19 protein-coding genes are annotated in these 17,861 nt (G+C 66.9%); 13 read left to right on the top strand and 6 right to left on the bottom strand.

Annotated features, from left to right (window positions below; all coding sequences use genetic code 11):
- The first annotated feature begins 90 nt into the window (after nucleotides 1-90).
- Genes hpaR through QTH91_RS19145 form a run of 11 tightly spaced genes read left to right on the top strand, consistent with a single transcriptional unit; the run spans nucleotide 91 to nucleotide 9,197 of the window.
- Nucleotides 91-525, top strand: a complete 435-nt coding sequence (gene hpaR, locus QTH91_RS19095) for a homoprotocatechuate degradation operon regulator HpaR (RefSeq protein WP_286661723.1) — start codon at nucleotides 91-93, stop codon at nucleotides 523-525.
- On the top strand, nucleotides 522-1,145 hold the full coding sequence (locus QTH91_RS19100) for a fumarylacetoacetate hydrolase family protein (RefSeq protein ID WP_286661724.1): 624 nt from the start codon (nucleotides 522-524) through the stop codon (nucleotides 1,143-1,145). The genes hpaR and QTH91_RS19100 overlap by 4 nt, the downstream gene beginning before the upstream one ends.
- Nucleotides 1,142-1,903, top strand: a complete 762-nt coding sequence (locus QTH91_RS19105; protein WP_286661725.1) for a fumarylacetoacetate hydrolase family protein — start codon at nucleotides 1,142-1,144, stop codon at nucleotides 1,901-1,903. Before QTH91_RS19100 ends, QTH91_RS19105 begins: the two co-directional genes overlap by 4 nt.
- Entirely contained in the window at nucleotides 1,900-3,360 is a 1,461-nt protein-coding gene (gene hpaE, locus QTH91_RS19110; protein WP_286661726.1) for a 5-carboxymethyl-2-hydroxymuconate semialdehyde dehydrogenase, read from the top strand. The genes QTH91_RS19105 and hpaE overlap by 4 nt, the downstream gene beginning before the upstream one ends.
- Before the next feature lies 1 nt (nucleotide 3,361).
- The gene (gene hpaD, locus QTH91_RS19115) at nucleotides 3,362-4,225 is read left to right on the top strand and encodes a 3,4-dihydroxyphenylacetate 2,3-dioxygenase (protein WP_286661727.1); all 864 of its coding nucleotides are present in this window, start codon (nucleotides 3,362-3,364) and stop codon (nucleotides 4,223-4,225) included.
- Between the two features lie 18 nt (nucleotides 4,226-4,243).
- Complete coding sequence (locus QTH91_RS19120) at nucleotides 4,244-4,654, top strand: 5-carboxymethyl-2-hydroxymuconate Delta-isomerase (protein WP_286661728.1); 411 nt, start codon at nucleotides 4,244-4,246, stop codon at nucleotides 4,652-4,654.
- A 5-nt stretch (nucleotides 4,655-4,659) separates the two neighbouring features.
- Nucleotides 4,660-5,460 carry a 2-oxo-hept-4-ene-1,7-dioate hydratase gene (gene hpaH / locus QTH91_RS19125; protein ID WP_286661729.1) on the top strand — a complete coding sequence of 267 codons (801 nt, stop codon included), beginning with the start codon at nucleotides 4,660-4,662 and terminating at the stop codon, nucleotides 5,458-5,460.
- 11 nt (nucleotides 5,461-5,471) lie between these two features.
- Nucleotides 5,472-6,296: a 4-hydroxy-2-oxoheptanedioate aldolase gene (hpaI, locus tag QTH91_RS19130; protein WP_286661730.1), complete on the top strand. Its 825-nt coding sequence runs from the start codon at nucleotides 5,472-5,474 to the stop codon at nucleotides 6,294-6,296.
- Between the two features lie 46 nt (nucleotides 6,297-6,342).
- Nucleotides 6,343-7,338 carry a Bug family tripartite tricarboxylate transporter substrate binding protein gene (locus tag QTH91_RS19135; RefSeq protein ID WP_286661731.1) on the top strand — a complete coding sequence of 332 codons (996 nt, stop codon included), beginning with the start codon at nucleotides 6,343-6,345 and terminating at the stop codon, nucleotides 7,336-7,338.
- A gap of 55 nt (nucleotides 7,339-7,393) precedes the next feature.
- Nucleotides 7,394-8,179 carry a class II aldolase/adducin family protein gene (locus QTH91_RS19140; RefSeq protein WP_286661732.1) on the top strand — a complete coding sequence of 262 codons (786 nt, stop codon included), beginning with the start codon at nucleotides 7,394-7,396 and terminating at the stop codon, nucleotides 8,177-8,179.
- A 31-nt stretch (nucleotides 8,180-8,210) separates the two neighbouring features.
- Nucleotides 8,211-9,197: a 2-dehydropantoate 2-reductase gene (locus QTH91_RS19145; protein WP_286661733.1), complete on the top strand. Its 987-nt coding sequence runs from the start codon at nucleotides 8,211-8,213 to the stop codon at nucleotides 9,195-9,197.
- Nucleotides 9,198-9,213: 16 nt separating this feature from the next.
- On the opposite strand, the gene alr is transcribed toward QTH91_RS19145, so the two are convergent.
- Nucleotides 9,214-10,302, bottom strand: coding sequence for an alanine racemase (gene alr, locus QTH91_RS19150; protein ID WP_286661734.1), 1,089 nt, complete (start codon nucleotides 10,300-10,302; stop codon nucleotides 9,214-9,216).
- Between the two features lie 164 nt (nucleotides 10,303-10,466).
- On the opposite strand from alr, the gene lplT reads away from it, so the two are divergent.
- Both lplT and QTH91_RS19160 read left to right on the top strand, forming a co-directional pair.
- Complete coding sequence (gene lplT, locus QTH91_RS19155) at nucleotides 10,467-11,771, top strand: lysophospholipid transporter LplT (protein WP_286661735.1); 1,305 nt, start codon at nucleotides 10,467-10,469, stop codon at nucleotides 11,769-11,771.
- Between the two features lie 20 nt (nucleotides 11,772-11,791).
- Nucleotides 11,792-12,280, top strand: a complete 489-nt coding sequence (locus QTH91_RS19160; protein WP_286661736.1) for a glutathione peroxidase — start codon at nucleotides 11,792-11,794, stop codon at nucleotides 12,278-12,280.
- Between the two features lie 18 nt (nucleotides 12,281-12,298).
- Here the strand turns inward: QTH91_RS19160 and QTH91_RS19165 are convergent, their stop codons facing one another.
- The 5 genes from QTH91_RS19165 to QTH91_RS19185 all read right to left on the bottom strand — a co-directional run bounded on the left by QTH91_RS19165 (nucleotide 12,299) and on the right by QTH91_RS19185 (nucleotide 17,844).
- Nucleotides 12,299-12,832 (bottom strand): carboxypeptidase regulatory-like domain-containing protein, encoded by a 534-nt coding sequence (locus QTH91_RS19165; protein ID WP_286661737.1) that lies wholly within the window; start codon nucleotides 12,830-12,832, stop codon nucleotides 12,299-12,301.
- Nucleotides 12,833-12,978: 146 nt separating this feature from the next.
- On the bottom strand, nucleotides 12,979-14,220 hold the full coding sequence (gene glcF / locus QTH91_RS19170; RefSeq protein WP_286661738.1) for a glycolate oxidase subunit GlcF: 1,242 nt from the start codon (nucleotides 14,218-14,220) through the stop codon (nucleotides 12,979-12,981).
- 17 nt (nucleotides 14,221-14,237) lie between these two features.
- Nucleotides 14,238-15,386, bottom strand: a complete 1,149-nt coding sequence (gene glcE, locus QTH91_RS19175; protein ID WP_286661739.1) for a glycolate oxidase subunit GlcE — start codon at nucleotides 15,384-15,386, stop codon at nucleotides 14,238-14,240.
- A gap of 19 nt (nucleotides 15,387-15,405) precedes the next feature.
- Entirely contained in the window at nucleotides 15,406-16,347 is a 942-nt protein-coding gene (locus QTH91_RS19180; protein ID WP_286661740.1) for an SMP-30/gluconolactonase/LRE family protein, read from the bottom strand.
- A 120-nt stretch (nucleotides 16,348-16,467) separates the two neighbouring features.
- Nucleotides 16,468-17,844, bottom strand: a complete 1,377-nt coding sequence (locus tag QTH91_RS19185; RefSeq protein WP_286661741.1) for an ammonium transporter — start codon at nucleotides 17,842-17,844, stop codon at nucleotides 16,468-16,470.
- Nucleotides 17,845-17,861: the final 17 nt, after the last annotated feature.

A 17,861-nucleotide genomic window follows, 5' to 3' on the forward strand; every position in this document is an offset into this window, starting at 1 on the left:
GAAGTGTAGGCGGCGCCTACGGGTCAGCCCCAGTTGCGCACTTCAAGTCCAATCATTTAATATATTAAATAACTACAGGACACACGGCCCGTGACTGCGAATTTCACGCATCGCAACCTACCGCGACTGCTGCTGCAGGCGCGCGAGTCGGTCATGGCCCATACCCGTCCCAGCCTGCGCGAATACCATCTTTCAGACCAGCAATGGCGCGTGCTGCGGGTCCTGGGCGAACACGGCGCGGTCGAAACCGGCCGTGTGGCGCGCGAAGCCTTCATCCTCGGCCCGAGCCTCACCGGCGTGCTCGCACGCATGGAGCGAGACGGCCTCATCGTGCGCTGCCGCGACCCGCAGGACGCTCGCCGCAGCGTAATCGATGCAACACCGGCCGGTCGCAAGCTGGTCAAGCGGCTGTCCTTCTCCATCGAATCGCACTACGAGTGGCTCGAAACCTCGCTGGGCAAGGCCAAGCTGGCCCAGCTGTATGAACTGCTGGACGAACTCATCGCACTGGAACAGCCCACGTGACCACGCACTACCTCCCCACCGGCACCGTCTACGGCGTTCTGCTCAATTTCCGCGCCGAGTTCGACGCGCTCGCGCCGCAGATGAACGAGCCGCCTTACAAGGCGCCGCCCCAGGCTCCCATCCTCTACGTGAAGACGGCGAACACCTTTTCCGCCCACGGCGCCGACATCGCGCTGCCGGCGCACGTGGAAGAAGTGGAGGTCGGCGCCACCATCGGCCTGGTGATGGGCGATGCGGGTCGCGTGGCGGGCTGCGCGTTGTTCAACGACCTTTCCATTCCCCACGCGAGCTTCTATCGGCCGCCGGTCAAGTTCAAATGCCTGGATGGTTTTCTGGGCGTGGGCGGCACGCTGCGCACCGACGGCGCCGATCCAGGCGCGATGTCGCTCGAAGTCCGCATCGACGGTCAAGCCAAACAGCGCGCCGACTTTTCCCAACTGGTGCGCGATCCCGCGCGCCTGCTGGCCGACGTGACCGACTTCATGACGCTGCGTTCGGGCGACGTCCTGCTGCTCGGCTGCAATGCGGCTCGCCCGCTGGCACGCGCGGGGCAGCGCATCGACATCGTGGCGCCGGGCTTCGAGACACTGAGCAACACCCTCGTGAAGGAAAAGGCATGAAGCACGCCCGCGTCATCTACCAGGGTGCAACGCACGAGGCCACCGAACGTGACGGCCAGTTGCTGCTGGCCGACGGACGGCTGGTGGCTTACGACGCGGTGGACTGGCTGCCGCCGCTGTCACCTTCGCCAAGGCCGCGGACCATCCTCGCGCTGGGGCTCAACTATGCCGACCATGCCAAGGAGCTTGCGTTCAAGGCGCCGGAAGAACCGCTGGTGTTCGTCAAGGGCGAAGGCGCCCTCATCGGCCACCGGCAGTTCACCCACCGGCCCGCGGGCGTGCAGTTCATGCACTACGAATGCGAGCTCGCGGTGATCATCGGACGCACCGCGCGGCGCGTGAAACGCGCGGACGCCTACGATTTCGTCGGCGGCTACACGGTGGCCAACGACTACGCCATCCGCGACTACCTCGAGAACTGGTATCGCCCCAACCTGCGCGTGAAGAACCGCGACACCTGCACGCCGCTCGGCCCCTTCCTGGTGGATGCGGCCGACGTGCCCGACCCGATGTCCCTGGCGCTTCGCACGACCGTCAACGGCAAGGTCACGCAAAGCGGCAACACCAACGACATGGTGTTCGACGTGCCCTTCCTCGTCGAGTACTTCAGCAGTTTCATGACGCTGTCGCCCGGCGACCTGATCCTGACCGGCACGCCGGACGGCGTCGTCGATTGCCAGCCCGGCGACGTGGTCGTCACCGAGATCGAGCGCATCGGCGCGCTCGTCAACACCATCCAGACAGGCCCCACATCATGAAGATCGATCACCTGATCGGCGGCGAGCGCGTTGCCGGCCGCGACTATTTCGAGACCATCAACCCGGCCACCCAGGAAGTCCTGGCCGAGGTGGCATCCGGCGGAGAAGACGAAGTCAATGCCGCCGTGGCCGCCGCCAAGGGCGCATTTCCCAAGTGGGCCGGCTTGCCGGCCACCGAACGCGCGAAGCTGATGCGCAAGCTCGGCGACCTGATCGCCCGCCACGTGCCCGAACTCGCCCGGACCGAGACCGACGACTGTGGCCAGGTGATCGCGCAAACCGGCAAGCAGCTGGTGCCGCGCGCGGCCGACAACTTCTACTACTTCGCCGAGATGTGCACCCGCGTGGACGGCCACACCTATCCCACGCCGACGCACTTGAACTACACGCTGTTCCACCCGGTGGGCGTGTGCGCGCTCATCAGCCCGTGGAACGTCCCGTTCATGACGGCCACCTGGAAGGTGGCGCCGTGCCTGGCATTCGGCAATACCGCGGTGCTGAAGATGAGCGAGTTGTCGCCGATGACCGCCGCCCGCCTGGGCGAACTGGCCCTGGAGGCTGGCATCCCGGCCGGGGTGCTCAACATCGTGCACGGCTACGGCAAGGACGCCGGCGAGCCGCTGGTGGCGCATCCCGATGTGCGCGCCATCTCATTCACGGGCTCCACCGCCACCGGCAACCGCATCGTCAAGACCGCGGGCCTGAAGAAGTTCAGCATGGAGCTGGGCGGCAAGAGCCCGTTCGTGATCTTCGACGACGCCGATCTGGACCGCGCGCTCGACGCCGCCGTGTTCATGATCTTCAGCAACAACGGCGAGCGCTGCACCGCCGGCTCGCGCATCCTGGTGCAGCAGTCGATCTATGCGGACTTCGTGGCGAAGTTCGTCGAGCGCGCCAAGCGCATCGCCGTCGGCGACCCCTTGGACGACAAGACCATCGTCGGCCCGATGATCAGCCAGGCCCACCTGGCCAAGGTGCGCAGCTACATCGAGCTGGGCCCCAAGGAAGGCGCCACGCTGCTGTGCGGCGGCCTTGAGGCGCCCGCCAACCTGCCCGATCGGGTGAAGAAGGGCAACTACGTGGCGCCCACCGTGTTCGCCGACGTCGACAACCGCATGAAGATCGCGCAAGACGAGATCTTCGGCCCGGTCGCCTGCCTCATTCCGTTCAAGGACGAGGCACACGCGATCGAGCTGGCCAACGACATCCAGTACGGCCTGTCGAGCTACGTCTGGACCGAGAACATCGGCCGCGCACACCGCGTGGCCGCCGCGGTCGAAGCCGGCATGTGCTTCGTCAACAGCCAGAACGTGCGCGACCTGCGCCAGCCCTTCGGTGGAACCAAGGCCAGCGGCACCGGCCGCGAAGGCGGCACCTGGAGCTACGAAGTGTTCTGCGAACCGAAGAACGTGGCCGTGTCGCTCGGCTCGCACCACATTCCGCATTGGGGCATCTGACATGGGCACACTCGCACTCGCCGCCAAGATCACGCACGTACCGTCGATGTACCTGTCGGAGTTTCCCGGCCCCAATTTCGGCTGCCGCGACGCGGCGATCAACGGCCACAAGGAGATCGACCGCCGTTGCCGCGAACTCGGTGTGGACACCATCGTCGTGTTCGACGTCCACTGGCAGGTCAACAGCGAATACCACATCAACTGCGGCCCGAAGTTCGAAGGCACCTACACCAGCAACGAGCTGCCGCACTTCATCAAGAACATGCCCTACGCCTATCCAGGCAATCCGGGGCTGGGCCACCTGATCGCCGACGTGGCCAACGAGATGGGCGTCAAGACCCGCGCCCACTCCGACACCACGCTGGAGCTGGAATACGGCACCCTGGTGCCGATGCGCTACATGAACGCCGACCAGCACTACAAGGTGATCAGCATCAGCGGCTGGTGCGACTGGCACGATCTGCACGAATCCGGCCGCTTCGGGCTGGCGGTGCGCCGCGCCATCGAGGAACGCTACGAAGGCACCGCGGCGGTCTTTGCCAGTGGCAGCCTGTCGCACCACTTTGCCGACAACGGCCGCGCGCCCGAGTTCATGCACAAGGTCTACGACCCATTCCTGGAGCAGGTCGACCACCGCGTGGTGGAGCTGTGGAAGTCCGGCGACTGGAAGACCTTCGTCGGCATGCTCCCGATGTATGCCGACAAGTGCTGGGGCGAAGGCGACATGCACGACACGGCCATGCTGCTGGGCATGCTGGGTTGGGATCGCTACACGGCGCCGGCGGAGATCATCACGCCCTACTTCGGCAGTTCGGGCACGGGGCAGATCAATGCGGTCTTCCCGGTCACGCCGCTGCCGGCCTGAGCCACAGGAGCCCACGACATGCCCCACCTGGTGATCCTCTACACGCCCGACCTCGAGCCGCACGCGGACATGAGCCGCCTTTGCCGGCGCCTGGCCGACACCATGATCGCGCAGCGCGACGAGAACGATGCGCCGGTGTTCCCCGTGGGCGGCACGCGCGTGCTGGCCTACCCGGCCACGCATTTCGCCGTGGCCGACGGTAGCGGCGAACATGGCTTCGTCTACCTCAACCTGCGCATGGGCGCGGGGCGCAGCAGCGCCGTGCACAAGGCGTGCGGCGAAGCCCTGGTGGCCTGCGTTCGCTCGCATTTCGAGGCTTTGCTGGCCACGCGCCACTTCGGCATCACCTTGCAGATCGACGAATCTCCCGGCCAGGTCTTCGATGGCAAGGCGGGCAACCTGCACCCCCTGTTCCAGAAGAAGGGCTGAGCGCCATGCTTTCGCAAAAGATCATCGAAAAACTGGCCGCGCAGTTGCACGAGAGCGAGCGCTCACGCGTGCAGCTGGAGCATTTTTCCAAGCAGCACCCGGAGATGACCATCGAGGACGGCTATGCCATCTCGCGCGAATGGGTGAAGACCAAGATCGCCGAGGGCCGCGTGGCCCGGGGTCACAAGATCGGCCTGACCTCGCGCGCCATGCAGCAGTCCAGCCAGATCGACGAGCCCGACTACGGCACCCTGCTCGACGACATGTTCTTCGAGCCGGGTGACATTCCCTTCAAGCGCTTCATTGCGCCCCGGGTGGAGGTGGAGCTGGCCTTCGTGCTGGGCAAGCGGCTGCGCGGGCCGAACGTGAGCATCTTCGACGTGCTCGCGGCCACCGACTACGTGGTGCCGGCCATCGAGATCATCGACGCGCGCATCGAGCAGTTTGACCGCCACACCAAGGCGCCCAGAAAGGTGTTCGACACCATCTCCGACAACGCGGCCAACGCCGGCGTCGTCCTGGGCGGACGGCCCGTCAAGCCGGATGCGGTGGACCTGCGATGGGTGGGCGCCCTGCTCTACAAGAACGGACAGATCGAAGAATCTGGCCTGGCTGCCGCGGTGCTCAATCACCCGGCCAACGGCATCGCGTGGCTGGCCAACAAGCTCGCGCCGTGGGACGAGTACCTCGAGGCTGGCGAAGTGGTGCTGGCAGGCTCGTTCACACGGCCGACGACGGCGGTGGCGGGCGACACCTTCCATGCGGACTACGGCCCGCTCGGCGCGATCGCCTTTCGATTCGTTTGAAGGACATGCACATGCACACACCCATCAACACCTTCAAGAAGGCACTGCAGAGCGGGCCGGCGCAGATCGGCCTGTGGGTCGGCCTGGCGGACGGCTACGTGGCCGAAATCATCGCCGGCACCGGTTTCGACTGGCTGCTGGTCGACGGCGAGCACGCGCCGAACGACGTGCGCTCGGTGCTCGCGCAGCTCCAGGGCATCGCCAGCACCTGGTCGGCACAGCCGGAAGCCGCGCGTTCGCATCCGGTGGTGCGCGTGCCGGTGGGCGACACGGCGTTGATCAAGCAGTTCATGGACATCGGCGCGCAATCGCTGCTTGTGCCGATGGTGGACACGGCCGAACAGGCGGCGCAACTGGTGGCCGCCACCCGCTACCCACCCGACGGCATCCGCGGCATGGGCAGCGCGCTGGCGCGGGCTTCGCGCTGGCAGGCCTACCCCAAGTACCTGCACGAGGCCAACGAGCAGGTCTGCCTGCTGGTGCAGGCGGAGTCGGTGCAGGCGCTGCACAACCTCGACGCGATCGCGGCAACGCCTGGAGTGGATGGCGTTTTCATCGGGCCGGCCGACCTGTCGGCCTCGATGGGCTTCGTCGGACGGCCGGACCATCCCGAGGTGCAGGCGGCCATTGCCGACGCCATCTCACGCATCCAGCGCGCAGGCAAGGCGGCCGGCATTCTGTCGACCACCGAAGAGCAAGCTCGAAAGTGGCTGGATGCCGGCGCGCGCTTCGTCGCGGTCGGAGTCGATACCATGCTGCTCGCCGGCGCCTGCCGCCAGTTGGCGGCGCGGTTCAGCAAGTCCGGCGACGCGGCGCCTGGCGCACCGGGCTATTGAATCGGGCACCGGCATTTCGACCCCTACCACCACGGAGACAAGACAGATGACATTCACCCGCCGCCAACTGCTGCAAGCTACCGGCGCCAGCGCCATGCTCGCAGGCCTGGGCCAGCACGTCATGGCCCAGGGCAACGCGCCGTTCGAAACCGCGCGATTCATCACCGGCTTTGCCGCAGGCGGCACGTCGGACACCACCTGCCGGCGCGTCGCCGCCGCCATGCAGCCCAGCTACGGCAAGGCCATGGTGGTCGAGAACCGCACCGGCGCGGGCGGCCAGATCGCGATCAGCTACGTCAAGGGCCAGCCAGCCGACGGCGCGACCATCCTGCAGACGCCGACGTCGATGCTCACGATCTACCCGCACATCTACAAGAAGCTTCCGTACGACCCGGTGGCCGACCTCACGCCGCTGACCCTGGCCTGCCAGTTCGACTTCGGATTCGCCGTCGGACCGGCCGTGCCGGCCTCGGTCAAGTCGGTGCCGGAGTTCCTCGCCTGGGCCAAGGCCAATCCGACCGGCGCCAACTACGGCTCGCCGGCGGCCGGCTCCACCCCGCATTTCATCGGCGCGCTGCTCGGCATGGGTGCGGGCGTGGAACTCAAGCATGCAGCCTATCGCGGCACGCAACCGGCCATGCTCGATCTGCTCGGCGGCAACGTCTCGGCGGTGTCGGGGCCCGTCGGCGACATCACGCAGCACCTGGCCAGCGGCAAGGTCCGCATCCTGGGCGTGTCCGGCAGCAAGCGCAGCCGCTTCGCGCCGGACGTGCCGACCTTCGAGGAGCAAGGCATCAAGAACGCCACGCACAGCGAGTGGTTCGCCTTCCTGCTGCCTGCCAAGGCATCGCCCGAGGTGGTGGCGCGTGCGCATGCTGCCGCCAAGGCCGCGCTGATGCAGAAGGACGTGGTGGACGGCCTGGCCACCTTCGGCCTCGAAGCCATGACCAGCACGCCGGCCGAACTGGCCGACTTGATCAAGAAGGACACCGCGAAGTGGGGCCCGATCGTGAAGGCGATCGGCTTTACCGCGGAGACCTGACCGACCCCGAGGGCGGCATGAGCCGCCCGGCTTGCCAACTGCAGGAGCAATGATCATGAGCGCCATGTCGAACACATCGAACCTGATGCACCCGTCCATCCATCCGGACGAGAGGGCTGCACGCGAGCAGTTGGCGGCCTGCTACCGCATCTTCGCCATGCTGGGGTGGACGGAGATGATCTACAACCACATCACCGTCCGACTGCCCGACAGCGTCACCGGCGGCGAGAAGCAGTTCCTGATCAACCCGTTCGGGCTGCACTACAGCGAGGTCACGGCCAGCAACCTGGTCAAGATCGACCTGCAGGGCAAGGTGCTGGACGGTTCGCGCTACCCGGTCAACCCGGCCGGCTTCACCGTGCATGCGGCCATTCACGACGGCCTGCCCGAAGCGCATTGCGTCATGCACACGCACACCACGGCCGGCGTGGCGGTGGCCTGCCTGCAGGGCGGCCTGCAGCAGACCAACTTCTACACCGCGCAGTTGCACGGCATGGTGGCCTATCACGACTTCGAGGGCATCACCATCCATGCCGACGAGGGCCCGCGCCTGCTCAAGAGCATCGGCAACAGGCAGGCCGTGATCCTGCGCAACCACGGCCTGCTGGCCTGGGGCCAGACGCTGCCGCAGACCTTCGCGGTGCTCTGGACCTTGCAGCGCGCCTGCGAGATCCAGATGGCCACGCTGTCGATGGGCGCGCCCATCCCGGTGAGCGAGGCGATCGCCGAGCGCTGCACGCGCGATGCGCTGCAGTTCAATCCGAACCATGGCGCCGGGCAGGACGTGTTCGACGCGCTGGTGCGCCAGGTGGAGCGCATCGACGCCAGCTACAAGCAATGAGCTTTCAATTCAATCGCGGGGAGATCGACAGATGAAGGTCTGCATCTACGGCGCCGGCGCCATCGGCGGCTGGATGGGGGTGAAGCTGGCAGGTGCCGGCTGCGAGCTTTCGGTGGTGGCAAGAGGCGATACCCTGGCTGCATTGAAGCGCGATGGGCTGGTGCTCAGCCATGGCAATGAACAGCAGACAGTGCCCGTCCGCGCGGCCGAGGACCCTGCCGACCTGGGCGTGCAGGACCTCGTCGTCATCGCCGTCAAGGCCCCGGCGTTGCCCGCTGTGGCCGCCCGCATCGCGCCGCTGATCGGACCGGGCACCATGGTGCTGACCGCCATGAACGGCGTGCCGTGGTGGTTCCTCTCTGGCGGGTTCGGTGGCGCGCACGCGGGCCATCGCCTGGCCGCGGTCGACCCGAGCGGCGCGATCGACGCCGCCATTCCAGCGCGGCACGTCATCGGCGGCGTGGTGCATGCCAGTTGCTCGCTCGACGGTCCGGGCCGCGTGCGCCTTCATTTTGGCAACGGCCTGATCGTGGGCGAGCCATCGGGCGAAGCCACGCCACGCGTGCAGGCGTTGCATGCGCTGCTGCAACGTGCCGGCTTCGATGCCAAGCTGTCGCCGCAGATCCAGAAAGACGTCTGGTACAAGCTGTGGGGCAACATGACGGTGAACCCGATCAGCGCCCTCACCCGCGCCACTACCGACAAGATCCTGGACGACGAGTTGGTGCGCGGCTTCGTCTCGACCATCATGCTGGAGGCCAAGGCCATCGGCGAGCGCATCGGAATCCCGATCGCCGACAGCCCCGAGGATCGCCACGCGGTGACGCGCAAGCTCGGCGCCTTCAAGACATCCATGCTGCAGGACGTGGAAGCCGGCCGCGCGGTGGAACTCGATGCGCTGGTGACGTCGGTGCGCGAACTCGGCCAGATCACCGGCGTGCCCACACCGTTCACCGATGCGCTGCTGGGCCTGGCGCGGCTGCAGGCGCGCGGGCTGGGGCTGTACCCGGCGCCCTAGTCCAAAGCGCGGACTTTCAGTCGGTTGCCGTTGGCACGCGCCTGGCGACGGCGCACATCAGCTCGTAGCCAATGGTGCCCGCGGCCTGCGCCACGTCGTCGATGCCGAGCAACGCGCCGTTGGCCGCCCTGCCCCACAGCGTCACTTCGCTGCCGAAGCCGACGTTCGGCACAGGCCCCAAGTCGACGGCGATCATGTCCATGCTGACTCGCCCCACGGTGCGCGTGCGCACGCCGTTGACCAGCACGGGCGTGCCGGTGTCGGCGTGGCGCGGATAGCCGTCGCCGTAGCCCACCGCGGCGATGCCGATACGCATCGGGCCATCGGCCTTGAAGCTCGAGCCGTAGCCCACCGTGTCGCCAGCCGCGAGATCCTGCGTGCCGATCAGGCGCGTGGCCAGCGTCATGCCGGGCTGGAGCTGCCAGTGCTGTGCGTCGTGCTCGGGAAAGTCGGGTGCGCTGCCGTACAACACGATGCCTGGGCGCACCCAGTCGGCGCGCGTGGCCTGCGCATGACGCAGCGTCGCCGCACTGTTGGCCAGCGACCGCTCGCCGGGCAAGTCTTGCGTCGCGCGCTCGAACAAGGCTTGCGCCTGCGCGACGCCGCGCGGGCCGTCGGCATCGCTGAAGTGAGTCATGTGCGAGATCTCACCCACCTGCGGCAAGGCGTTCAACCGGGTCCATGCGGCGCGATAGCGCACGGGCGAGAAGCCCAGGCGGTTCATGCCGGAGTTGAGCTTGAGGAACACGCGGTGCGGCGTCTGCGTCTTGTGGGCCGCCAGCATGTCGATCTGCGCGTCGCAATGAACGACATGCCAGATATCGAGACGCGAGCACAGCTCCAGGTCGCGTGACTCGAACACGCCCTCGAGCAGCAGGATGGGGCCGCGCCATCCCAATGCGCGCACGCGTTGGGCTTCGTCGAGGTCGAGCAGCGCAAAGCCATCGGCCGCGCGGAAGGCCTCGAAGACATTCTCGATGCCGTGTCCGTACGCGTTGGCCTTGACCACGGCCCACACGCGCGACTCCAGCGCCGAGCGGCGCGCACGCTCGAGGTTGTGGCGAAGGTTGGCGAGATGGACTGTGGCTTGGATGGGGCGTGGCACGGCGTACTGGCTTTCGTCTTGGAATTAACTCAGGGAAACACCCAGCGCCCCGAGGGCGATACAGGTCATTTTGGCATTGCAACCACATGCTATAACCGCGCATTGCCTTCGAAGGGGCCAGACCTCATCGACCTGGAAGAACCCTTGGCCTGCATTCCCTATCGATGAAGCGCGGTTTCTACACCATCATGTCGGCCCAGTTCTTTTCGTCACTGGCCGACCAAGCGCTTTTCGTTGCTGCCGTTGAACTACTTCGCGGGGCCGGCGCTCCGGAATGGCAACGCGCCGCACTGGTTCCCATCTTCGCCGTGTTCTACGTGGCGCTCGCACCGCTGGTGGGCGCCTTTGCCGATGCGCTGCCCAAGGGGCGCGTCATGTTCATCAGCAACGCCATCAAGGTGGTGGGCTGCCTGATGATGCTGTTCGGCTCGCACCCCTTGCTCTCGTATGCCGTGGTCGGCCTTGGCGCCGCGGCCTACTCGCCCGCCAAGTACGGCATCCTGACCGAACTGCTGCCCGCGTCGCAACTGGTCAAGGCCAACGGGTGGATCGAGGGGCTGACCATTGCATCGATCATCCTGGGCATCGTGCTGGGCGGCACGCTGGTCGCCCACACCGCGTCCGCTCACCTGCTGGCGTTCGACTTTCCGCTCATCAACACCGGCGTCGACTCGCCGCCGGAGGCAGCCATCACGGTGCTGATCGCGGTCTACGCGCTGGCGGCCTGGTTCAACACGCGCATCCCGCTGACGGGCGTGGAGATGCGGCCGCTGCGCAGCAACCCGAACCACGGCATCGTCCGCAACCTGGCTGGCCTGCTGCCCGATTTCTGGCATTGCAACGCCCGCCTTTGGCGCGACAAGCTGGGGCAGATCTCGCTGGCCACCACCACGCTGTTCTGGGGTGCGGGCGGCAACCTCAAGTACATCGTGCTGGCCTGGGCCGCGCTGGCGCTGGACTACAACACCACGCAGGCCTCGGCACTGACCGGCGTGGTGGCCATCGGAACGGCCGTGGGCGCAGTCATCGCATCGATGCGCGTGCGCCTGGACATGGCGACCCGCGTGATTCCATTGGGCATCGGCATGGGCCTGCTGGTCATGCTGATGAACCTCATCGGCAACCTGTGGCTGGCCATTCCCTTCCTGATGGTGCTCGGTGCGTTGGGGGGATATCTCGTCGTGCCGATGAACGCCCTGCTGCAGCACCGCGGCCACAACCTGATGGGCGCGGGCCGGTCGATCGCGGTGCAGAACTTCAACGAACAAGCATGCATCCTGCTGCTCGGTGCGTTCTACAGCGCCTGCACCGGCTTCGGCATGTCGGCTTATGGCGCCATCACGGCATTCGGTTTGCTGGTAGCGGGCTTCATGTGGCTGATCAAGATCTGGCACGAGAAGAACATCAAGCGCTATCCGGAGGAGCTGGAACATCTGCTGGCCATCGCGCGAAGCGACAAGCACCATTGAGCCAACGCGCGAGGCACGACATGACCACCATCTACGACTTCGAGGCACGCACCATCGACGGCCGTCCGGCGCCGCTGGCCGACTACCGTGGACGCGTTCTGCTGATCGTCAACACCGCCAGCCAATGCGGCTTCACGCCACAGTTCGCCGGCCTCGAACTGCTCCACAAGACCTATGCCGACCAGGGCCTGACGGTGCTGGGCTTTCCGAGCAACCAGTTCGGCAAGCAGGACCCCGGAAGCAACGAGGAGATCGGGGCCTTCTGCGAACGCAACTACGGCGTGAGCTTTCCGATGATGGAAAAGGTGGAAGTCAACGGCAACGGCGCGACGCCAATCTACAAGTGGCTCAAGGCGCAGAAGTCGGGCGTGCTAGGCAGCGCCATCAAATGGAACTTCACCAAGTTCCTGATCGGGCGCGACGGCCAGGTGATCGGCCGCTACGCGCCCTTCGACAAGCCAGAGTCGATCGCGCAAGACATCGAGAAGGCGCTGGCCACCAAGGGCTGAGCGCCTGTAAGCGGCGAATCAGGGGAACCGGAAGTCGACCGTCTTAGCGCCGCCACCCACAGTGACGGATTGGCGCTGGGTATTGGCGCCTCGCGCGGCCTGGATCTCGTACTTGCCCGCGGGCAGATCGATCAGGCACACGGGCCCATCGGCGCGGAAGACCATCGAAGGCTGGCCCGCCGGAGACCGGATGGTCACATCCACGTTCGCCATGTAGGCGCCACCCTCCTGGGCGAAGAGCAATGACAGCGGATGGTTCTTCATCTCGGCGCGCATGGCGGTCGACTCATCGCTGCCGATGCCGCCGCAACGGTGGCGCATGTCCGTGCGAACCAGCGGTGCGCCGTCGTCGGCCTGTGCCGGCAGGGGCTTTCCGACCTCCGCGGGCGTCACGGCGGGCGCCGGCTTGACCTTCTCGGCGGGCATGGTCACAGCCGGTTCCGGTTGCGCCCTGGCCGCGCCCCAGGCCATGCACAGCGCAGCGGTGCATGCGGTTGCGGCCATCCATTTTTGAAAACGGTGCTGCTGGACAGCCTGCCCGACTGTGGTCATGGCGCGCTCCTTTGTGTGGTCTCCATGTGGGACACATGGTGCGCGCCCTGGATGGCGAAGTGCGTCGGACTGAGCCGACGCCTCTTGTGCGACCCGCACGCCACTCCAACAAGCTGCGCGCCGGGTCAGCGTATAGCCCGGCGGCCCTACGCTGGATCAACCGGCTGCAAAGCCTCGTCGAGCAGTTCGACCCAGTGGCGTACGGGGGTCGCGCCGCTGCCGCTTTGCAGATGCGTGATGCAGCCGATGTTGGCCGAGACGATTTGCGTGGGCTGCAACTGCTTGAGGTGGCCGATCTTGCGGTCGCGCAATTGGTGCGACAGGTCGGGCTGCAGCACCGAGTAGGTGCCGGCCGAGCCACAGCAAAGGTGCGATTCGTTGCGCGCCACCTGGATGTCGAAGCCAAGCGCTCGCATGGCTCGCTCCACATCGCCGCGCAGCTTCTGGCCGTGCTGAAGGGTGCACGGCGGGTGATACGCAATGACGCCCTGCGGGGCCTGCACGCGCGCGGCAAGGGCCGGCACCAGGTCGGGCAGCAGTTCGCTCAGGTCGCGCGTCATCTCGCTGACGCGGGCGGCCTTTTGCGCATAGGCCGCATCGTCCTTCAGGTGGTGGCCATATTCGCGCACCGTCACACCGCAGCCCGAGGCGTTCATGACGATCGCCTCGACCTCGCCGCCTTCGATCTTCGGCCACCAGGCATCGATGGTGGCGCGCATCTGCGCCAGGCCGCCGGTCTGATCGTTCATGTGGAACTTGACCGCGCCGCAGCATCGGGCGTCTGGCGCCACCACCGTCTCGATGCCGGCCGCATCGAGCACGCGCGCGGTCGCGCTGTTGATGTTCGGCGACATGGCCGGTTGCACGCAGCCGGCCAGCAGCAGCATCTTGCGTGCGTGGCTCCGACGAGGCCAGGTGCCCGCATCCTGCCTGGCCGGCACCTTGGCCCGCAGCACCTCGGGCAGGAGTCCGCGCACGCGCTGGCCCACCGCCATGGCGGGGCCGAACAAGGGCGAGGTGAGCCCTTCCTTGAGCGCCCACCGCAACATCGACTGACCGGCGGGGCGCGGCACCTTGGCATCCACCACCTTGCGGCCGATATCGACCAGGTGCCCATACTGAACACCCGATGGGCAGGTGCTTTCGCAGTTGCGGCAGGTCAGGCAGCGGTCGAGGTGAAGCTGCGTCGCGCGCGTGGGCGCCTGCCCTTCGAGCACCTGCTTGATCAGATAGATGCGCCCGCGCGGCCCATCGAGTTCGTCACCAAGGATCTGGTAAGTGGGGCAGGTGGCGGTGCAAAAGCCGCAGTGCACGCACTTGCGCAGGATGGCTTCTGCCTCGGCGCCTTCTGGCGTACCGCGAAATTCCGGGGCGAGTTCGGTTTGCATGAAGAAGCAGACTGGATTCAGAGACCGCCGAGAAGCCGGCCCCGGTTGAAGATGCCTTGCGGGTCGAACGTCCGCTTGAGGGATTCGTGGATGCGGCGCACCGGCGCGCTCACCGCGTCCAGGTCCAAGGACGGCGAATCCTGGGCCGGCGCATCGGCGGACTGCGCAAAGCGTGTGGCGTTGCCGCCGACGGCGCGCGCCAGGCCTTGCAGGCGATGGCCCTGGCCCCGCTGCAACACGTACCAGCGCTGTGCGCCATGCCATTCGACCAATGGCGCCGCCGCATCGAAGGCCAGGGCGGGGGCTGTCTGCGGCACAGACGCCCGCCACAGCTCTTGCTCTTGCGAGAGGCGGAAGAATGGCAGCTGCATGTCACGCAGCGCGGTCCAGCTGGCTTGCGCCTGTTCGGCCTCGGCGCGTACGCCGCCCAGTTGGCGGCAAGCGGCATCGACCGCCGCCACGGCGCCGCGAAGACGCAGCAGCAGCCAGCCCTGACCGTCCTGTTCACCCCAGCAACTGGCATTGAGCGGCAGCGGCAGACCGCCCCATTGGTTGAGCCGGCGCAGTGCCTCGGTCTGGGTGCATGCAAAGGCGAGCGTGGCCTCGGCCGGCGCCACGGGCAGCACTTTGAGGCTGAGTTCGGTGATGACCCCCAGCACCCCCATCGACCCCGCAAGCACACGCGAGACGTCGTAGCCGGCGACGTTCTTCATCACCTGGCCGCCAAACACCAGATGCTCGCCACGGCCATTGAGCATGGCGGCGCCCAGCACGTAGTCGCGCACCGAGCCGACACTGGCGCGGGACGGGCCCGACAGCCCGGCCGCCACCATGCCGCCGACCGTGCCCTGCAGGGCAGCCTCGTCGCTCACGGCGTCCAGGCGGGGGGGCTCGAAAGCGAGGCATTGGCCGTGCTGCGCGAGCAGCGCCTCGAGCTCGGCCAGCAAGGTGCCGGCGCGCACGGTGACGACGAGTTCGCTGGGCTCGTAGCTGATGACGCCGGCGAAGTTGCGCATGTCGAGCGGCGCGCCCTCGATGGGGCCGCCCAGCGCATCCTTGGTGGCGCCGCCGCGGATGGCGATCGGCGCCTTGGCCGCAGCGGCGGCCTGAATCTGATCGATGTAAGGCGCGAGCTCGTGGGGCGCTGCACCAGAAACTGTAGGCATAGCCGGCGATGGTAGCCGCTCAGTCCTCGAAGAAGTCGACCGGCCGCCCCTGGGTTTGCGAGCGCATGAAGAGCACTTTGCCCGATGCGGGCAGCCGCCCGAGCTCGTCGGTGCTGCGGCCATGGCGGCCCGTGGTGACGAACAAGGTACGCAGGTCGTCGCCGCCAAAGCAAGGCATGGTCGGGCATTGGGCCGGCACGGGAATGGCGGCAACCTGATTGCCTGCGGCGTCGATGCACACCAGCTGCGCGCCTTCGTACATGGCCGCCCAGTAGCGGCCCTGGGCATCGAGCGTGGCACCGTCGGGCCGGCCGCCGTAGCTGGGCGCGCCGGCCGCTCCGGGCGTCCAGCCTGCGGGCTTGGGCGCGAATCGCTGGAACTCGCGTTCGTTCGACATGCGATTGGCCTGTGCGTCCCAGTCCCAAACGCGCACGGCGTGCGACGGCGTGTCGGCCCAATAGATTCGGTTTGCCTCGGGCGCAAAGGCCAGGCCGTTGGCGGTGGTCACCTCGCCCTGCATTCGCACCAGTGAAGCGGCCGCGCCGGCGGCATGCCCGGGCCGCGCATCCAGGCAATGGAGCGCGGCCGTCGGGCCGTCCTTGGCCTCGTTGATGGAGCCGGCCCAGAAGCGGCCCAGCGGATCGCACTTGCCGTCGTTGAAGCGCAGCGTGCGCACGTCATGATCGGCCCGCGCCATGCAGCGCAGCTCGCCGCCCCATTCGGCAGCGCGATAGATGCTGTCGCGCAGCGCAACGACAAGCCCCCCGCGACGCGCCGGCGCGATGCAACCGGGCTCGCTGGGCATGGTCCAGCGCTGCACCTCGGTGTTCTCGTCGATCGGGCCGCGCGTTCGCAGCAGTGCGCGGCCGGGGATGTCGACCCAGTAGAGCGAGCGCTCCTGCGGATGCCAGAAGGGCGATTCGCCGAGCTCACAACAAGAAGACGCGATGGATTGCCACATGGGCCGCATTGTCAGCCCAGCGGCGCCCGTGGCGTCAGGCAAAAAAATGCCCGCCGGAGCCGAAGCTCGGGCGGGCGAACATCCAAGGGAGAACTTGCTAGATGAAAACCTTGTGGCGGATCAGCGGCTGTATGCCGTCTCGCCGTGCGAGGTGATGTCGAGGCCTTCGCGCTCTTCTTCTTCGCTCACACGCAGACCGATGGTCAGGTCGGCGATCTTGTAGGCGATGAAGGCAACCACGCCAGACCAGACGATGGTCACCAGTACGCTCTTGACCTGGATCCAGACCTGAGCGCCCATCGAGAAGGTGTCGGGGGTCAGACCGCCGGTACCGCCCAGGCTCTGGGCAGCGAACACGCCGGTCAGGATGGCACCCAGGATGCCGCCCACGCCGTGCACGCCGAACACGTCGAACGCGTCGTCGGCACCCAGCATGCGCTTGAGGCCACCCACACCCCACAGGCAGACGAAGCCAGCCAGCAGGCCCAGGACGATCGAACCCATCGGGCCGACGAAGCCGGCAGCAGGCGTCACGGCAACCAGGCCGGCAACGGCACCGGAAGCAGCGCCCAGCATCGAGGCCTTGCCCTTGTGCATCGCTTCACCCACGCTCCAGGCCAGGGTGGCGGCAGCGGTAGCCAGCACGGTGTTCACGAAAGCCAGACCTGCGTTGGCGTTGGCGGCACCTGCGGAGCCGGCGTTGAAGCCGAACCAGCCCACCCACAGCAGCGAGGCACCGACCATCGTCAGCGTCAGCGAGTGCGGCGTGAAGGCTTCCTTGCCGAAGCCGATGCGCTTGCCGATCACATAGGCACCCACCAGGCCGGCCACACCGGCGTTGATGTGCACCACGGTACCGCCAGCGAAGTCGAGCGCGCCGTCAGCAGCCAGCAGGCCACCGCCCCAGACCATGTGCGCGATCGGCACGTAGCTGAAGGTGAACCACAGCAGCGAGAACAGCAGCACGGCCGAGAACTTGGCGCGCTCTGCGAAGGCGCCGACGATCAGCGCCACGGTGATGGCCGCGAAGGTGCCCTGGAAGGCCAGGAAGACGTATTCGGGAATGGTCGCCAGCGCCCCGAAGGTCTCTTGCGAAACGCCCTTCAGGAAGATCTTGTCGAGCCCGCCGAAGAACTTGCCCTCGCCCGAGAACGCCAGGCTGTAGCCGTATAGCGCCCAGAGGATGGAGATCAGCGAGAAGATGACGAACACCTGCATGAGCACCGACAGCATGTTCTTCGAACGGCCCAGGCCGCCGTAGAACAGGGCCAGGCCCGGGATGGTCATCAGGATGACCAGCATGGTGGAGGTGAGCATCCAGGCGGTGTCGCCGGAATCGACCTTGGGTGCGGGCGCAGCGGCGGCCGGTGCCTCGGCGGCAGGGGCTGCAGCGGCGGGCGCCTCGGCGGCGGCCGGGGCTGGCGTCTGTGCGTAACCGGAAACCCCGGTCATCAGTGCGCTCAAGCCGAGCGCGAGGGAGATGAGCAGTTTCTTCATTTGAAAGTTCTTTCGTA

Origin of the sequence: Variovorax dokdonensis, assembly GCF_030316895.1 — a bacterium.
GTDB classification, from domain to species: Bacteria; Pseudomonadota; Gammaproteobacteria; order Burkholderiales; family Burkholderiaceae_C; genus Variovorax; species Variovorax dokdonensis.

Excerpts from the sequence above, each read along its gene's own strand:
- QTH91_RS19105 (WP_286661725.1), top strand. The coding sequence starts at position 1,142 with ATGAAGCACGCCCGCGTCATCTACCAGGGTGCAACGCACGAGGCCACC.
- hpaE (WP_286661726.1), top strand. The coding sequence starts at position 1,900 with ATGAAGATCGATCACCTGATCGGCGGCGAGCGCGTTGCCGGCCGCGAC.
- hpaD (WP_286661727.1), top strand. The coding sequence starts at position 3,362 with ATGGGCACACTCGCACTCGCCGCCAAGATCACGCACGTACCGTCGATG.
- QTH91_RS19120 (WP_286661728.1), top strand. The coding sequence starts at position 4,244 with ATGCCCCACCTGGTGATCCTCTACACGCCCGACCTCGAGCCGCACGCG.
- hpaH (WP_286661729.1), top strand. The coding sequence starts at position 4,660 with ATGCTTTCGCAAAAGATCATCGAAAAACTGGCCGCGCAGTTGCACGAG.
- hpaI (WP_286661730.1), top strand. The coding sequence starts at position 5,472 with ATGCACACACCCATCAACACCTTCAAGAAGGCACTGCAGAGCGGGCCG.
- QTH91_RS19135 (WP_286661731.1), top strand. The coding sequence starts at position 6,343 with ATGACATTCACCCGCCGCCAACTGCTGCAAGCTACCGGCGCCAGCGCC.
- QTH91_RS19140 (WP_286661732.1), top strand. The coding sequence starts at position 7,394 with ATGAGCGCCATGTCGAACACATCGAACCTGATGCACCCGTCCATCCAT.
- QTH91_RS19145 (WP_286661733.1), top strand. The coding sequence starts at position 8,211 with ATGAAGGTCTGCATCTACGGCGCCGGCGCCATCGGCGGCTGGATGGGG.
- lplT (WP_286661735.1), top strand. The coding sequence starts at position 10,467 with ATGAAGCGCGGTTTCTACACCATCATGTCGGCCCAGTTCTTTTCGTCA.
- QTH91_RS19160 (WP_286661736.1), top strand. The coding sequence starts at position 11,792 with ATGACCACCATCTACGACTTCGAGGCACGCACCATCGACGGCCGTCCG.
- QTH91_RS19165 (WP_286661737.1), bottom strand. The coding sequence starts at position 12,832 with ATGACCACAGTCGGGCAGGCTGTCCAGCAGCACCGTTTTCAAAAATGG.
- glcF (WP_286661738.1), bottom strand. The coding sequence starts at position 14,220 with ATGCAAACCGAACTCGCCCCGGAATTTCGCGGTACGCCAGAAGGCGCC.
- glcE (WP_286661739.1), bottom strand. The coding sequence starts at position 15,386 with ATGCCTACAGTTTCTGGTGCAGCGCCCCACGAGCTCGCGCCTTACATC.
- QTH91_RS19180 (WP_286661740.1), bottom strand. The coding sequence starts at position 16,347 with ATGTGGCAATCCATCGCGTCTTCTTGTTGTGAGCTCGGCGAATCGCCC.
- QTH91_RS19185 (WP_286661741.1), bottom strand. The coding sequence starts at position 17,844 with ATGAAGAAACTGCTCATCTCCCTCGCGCTCGGCTTGAGCGCACTGATG.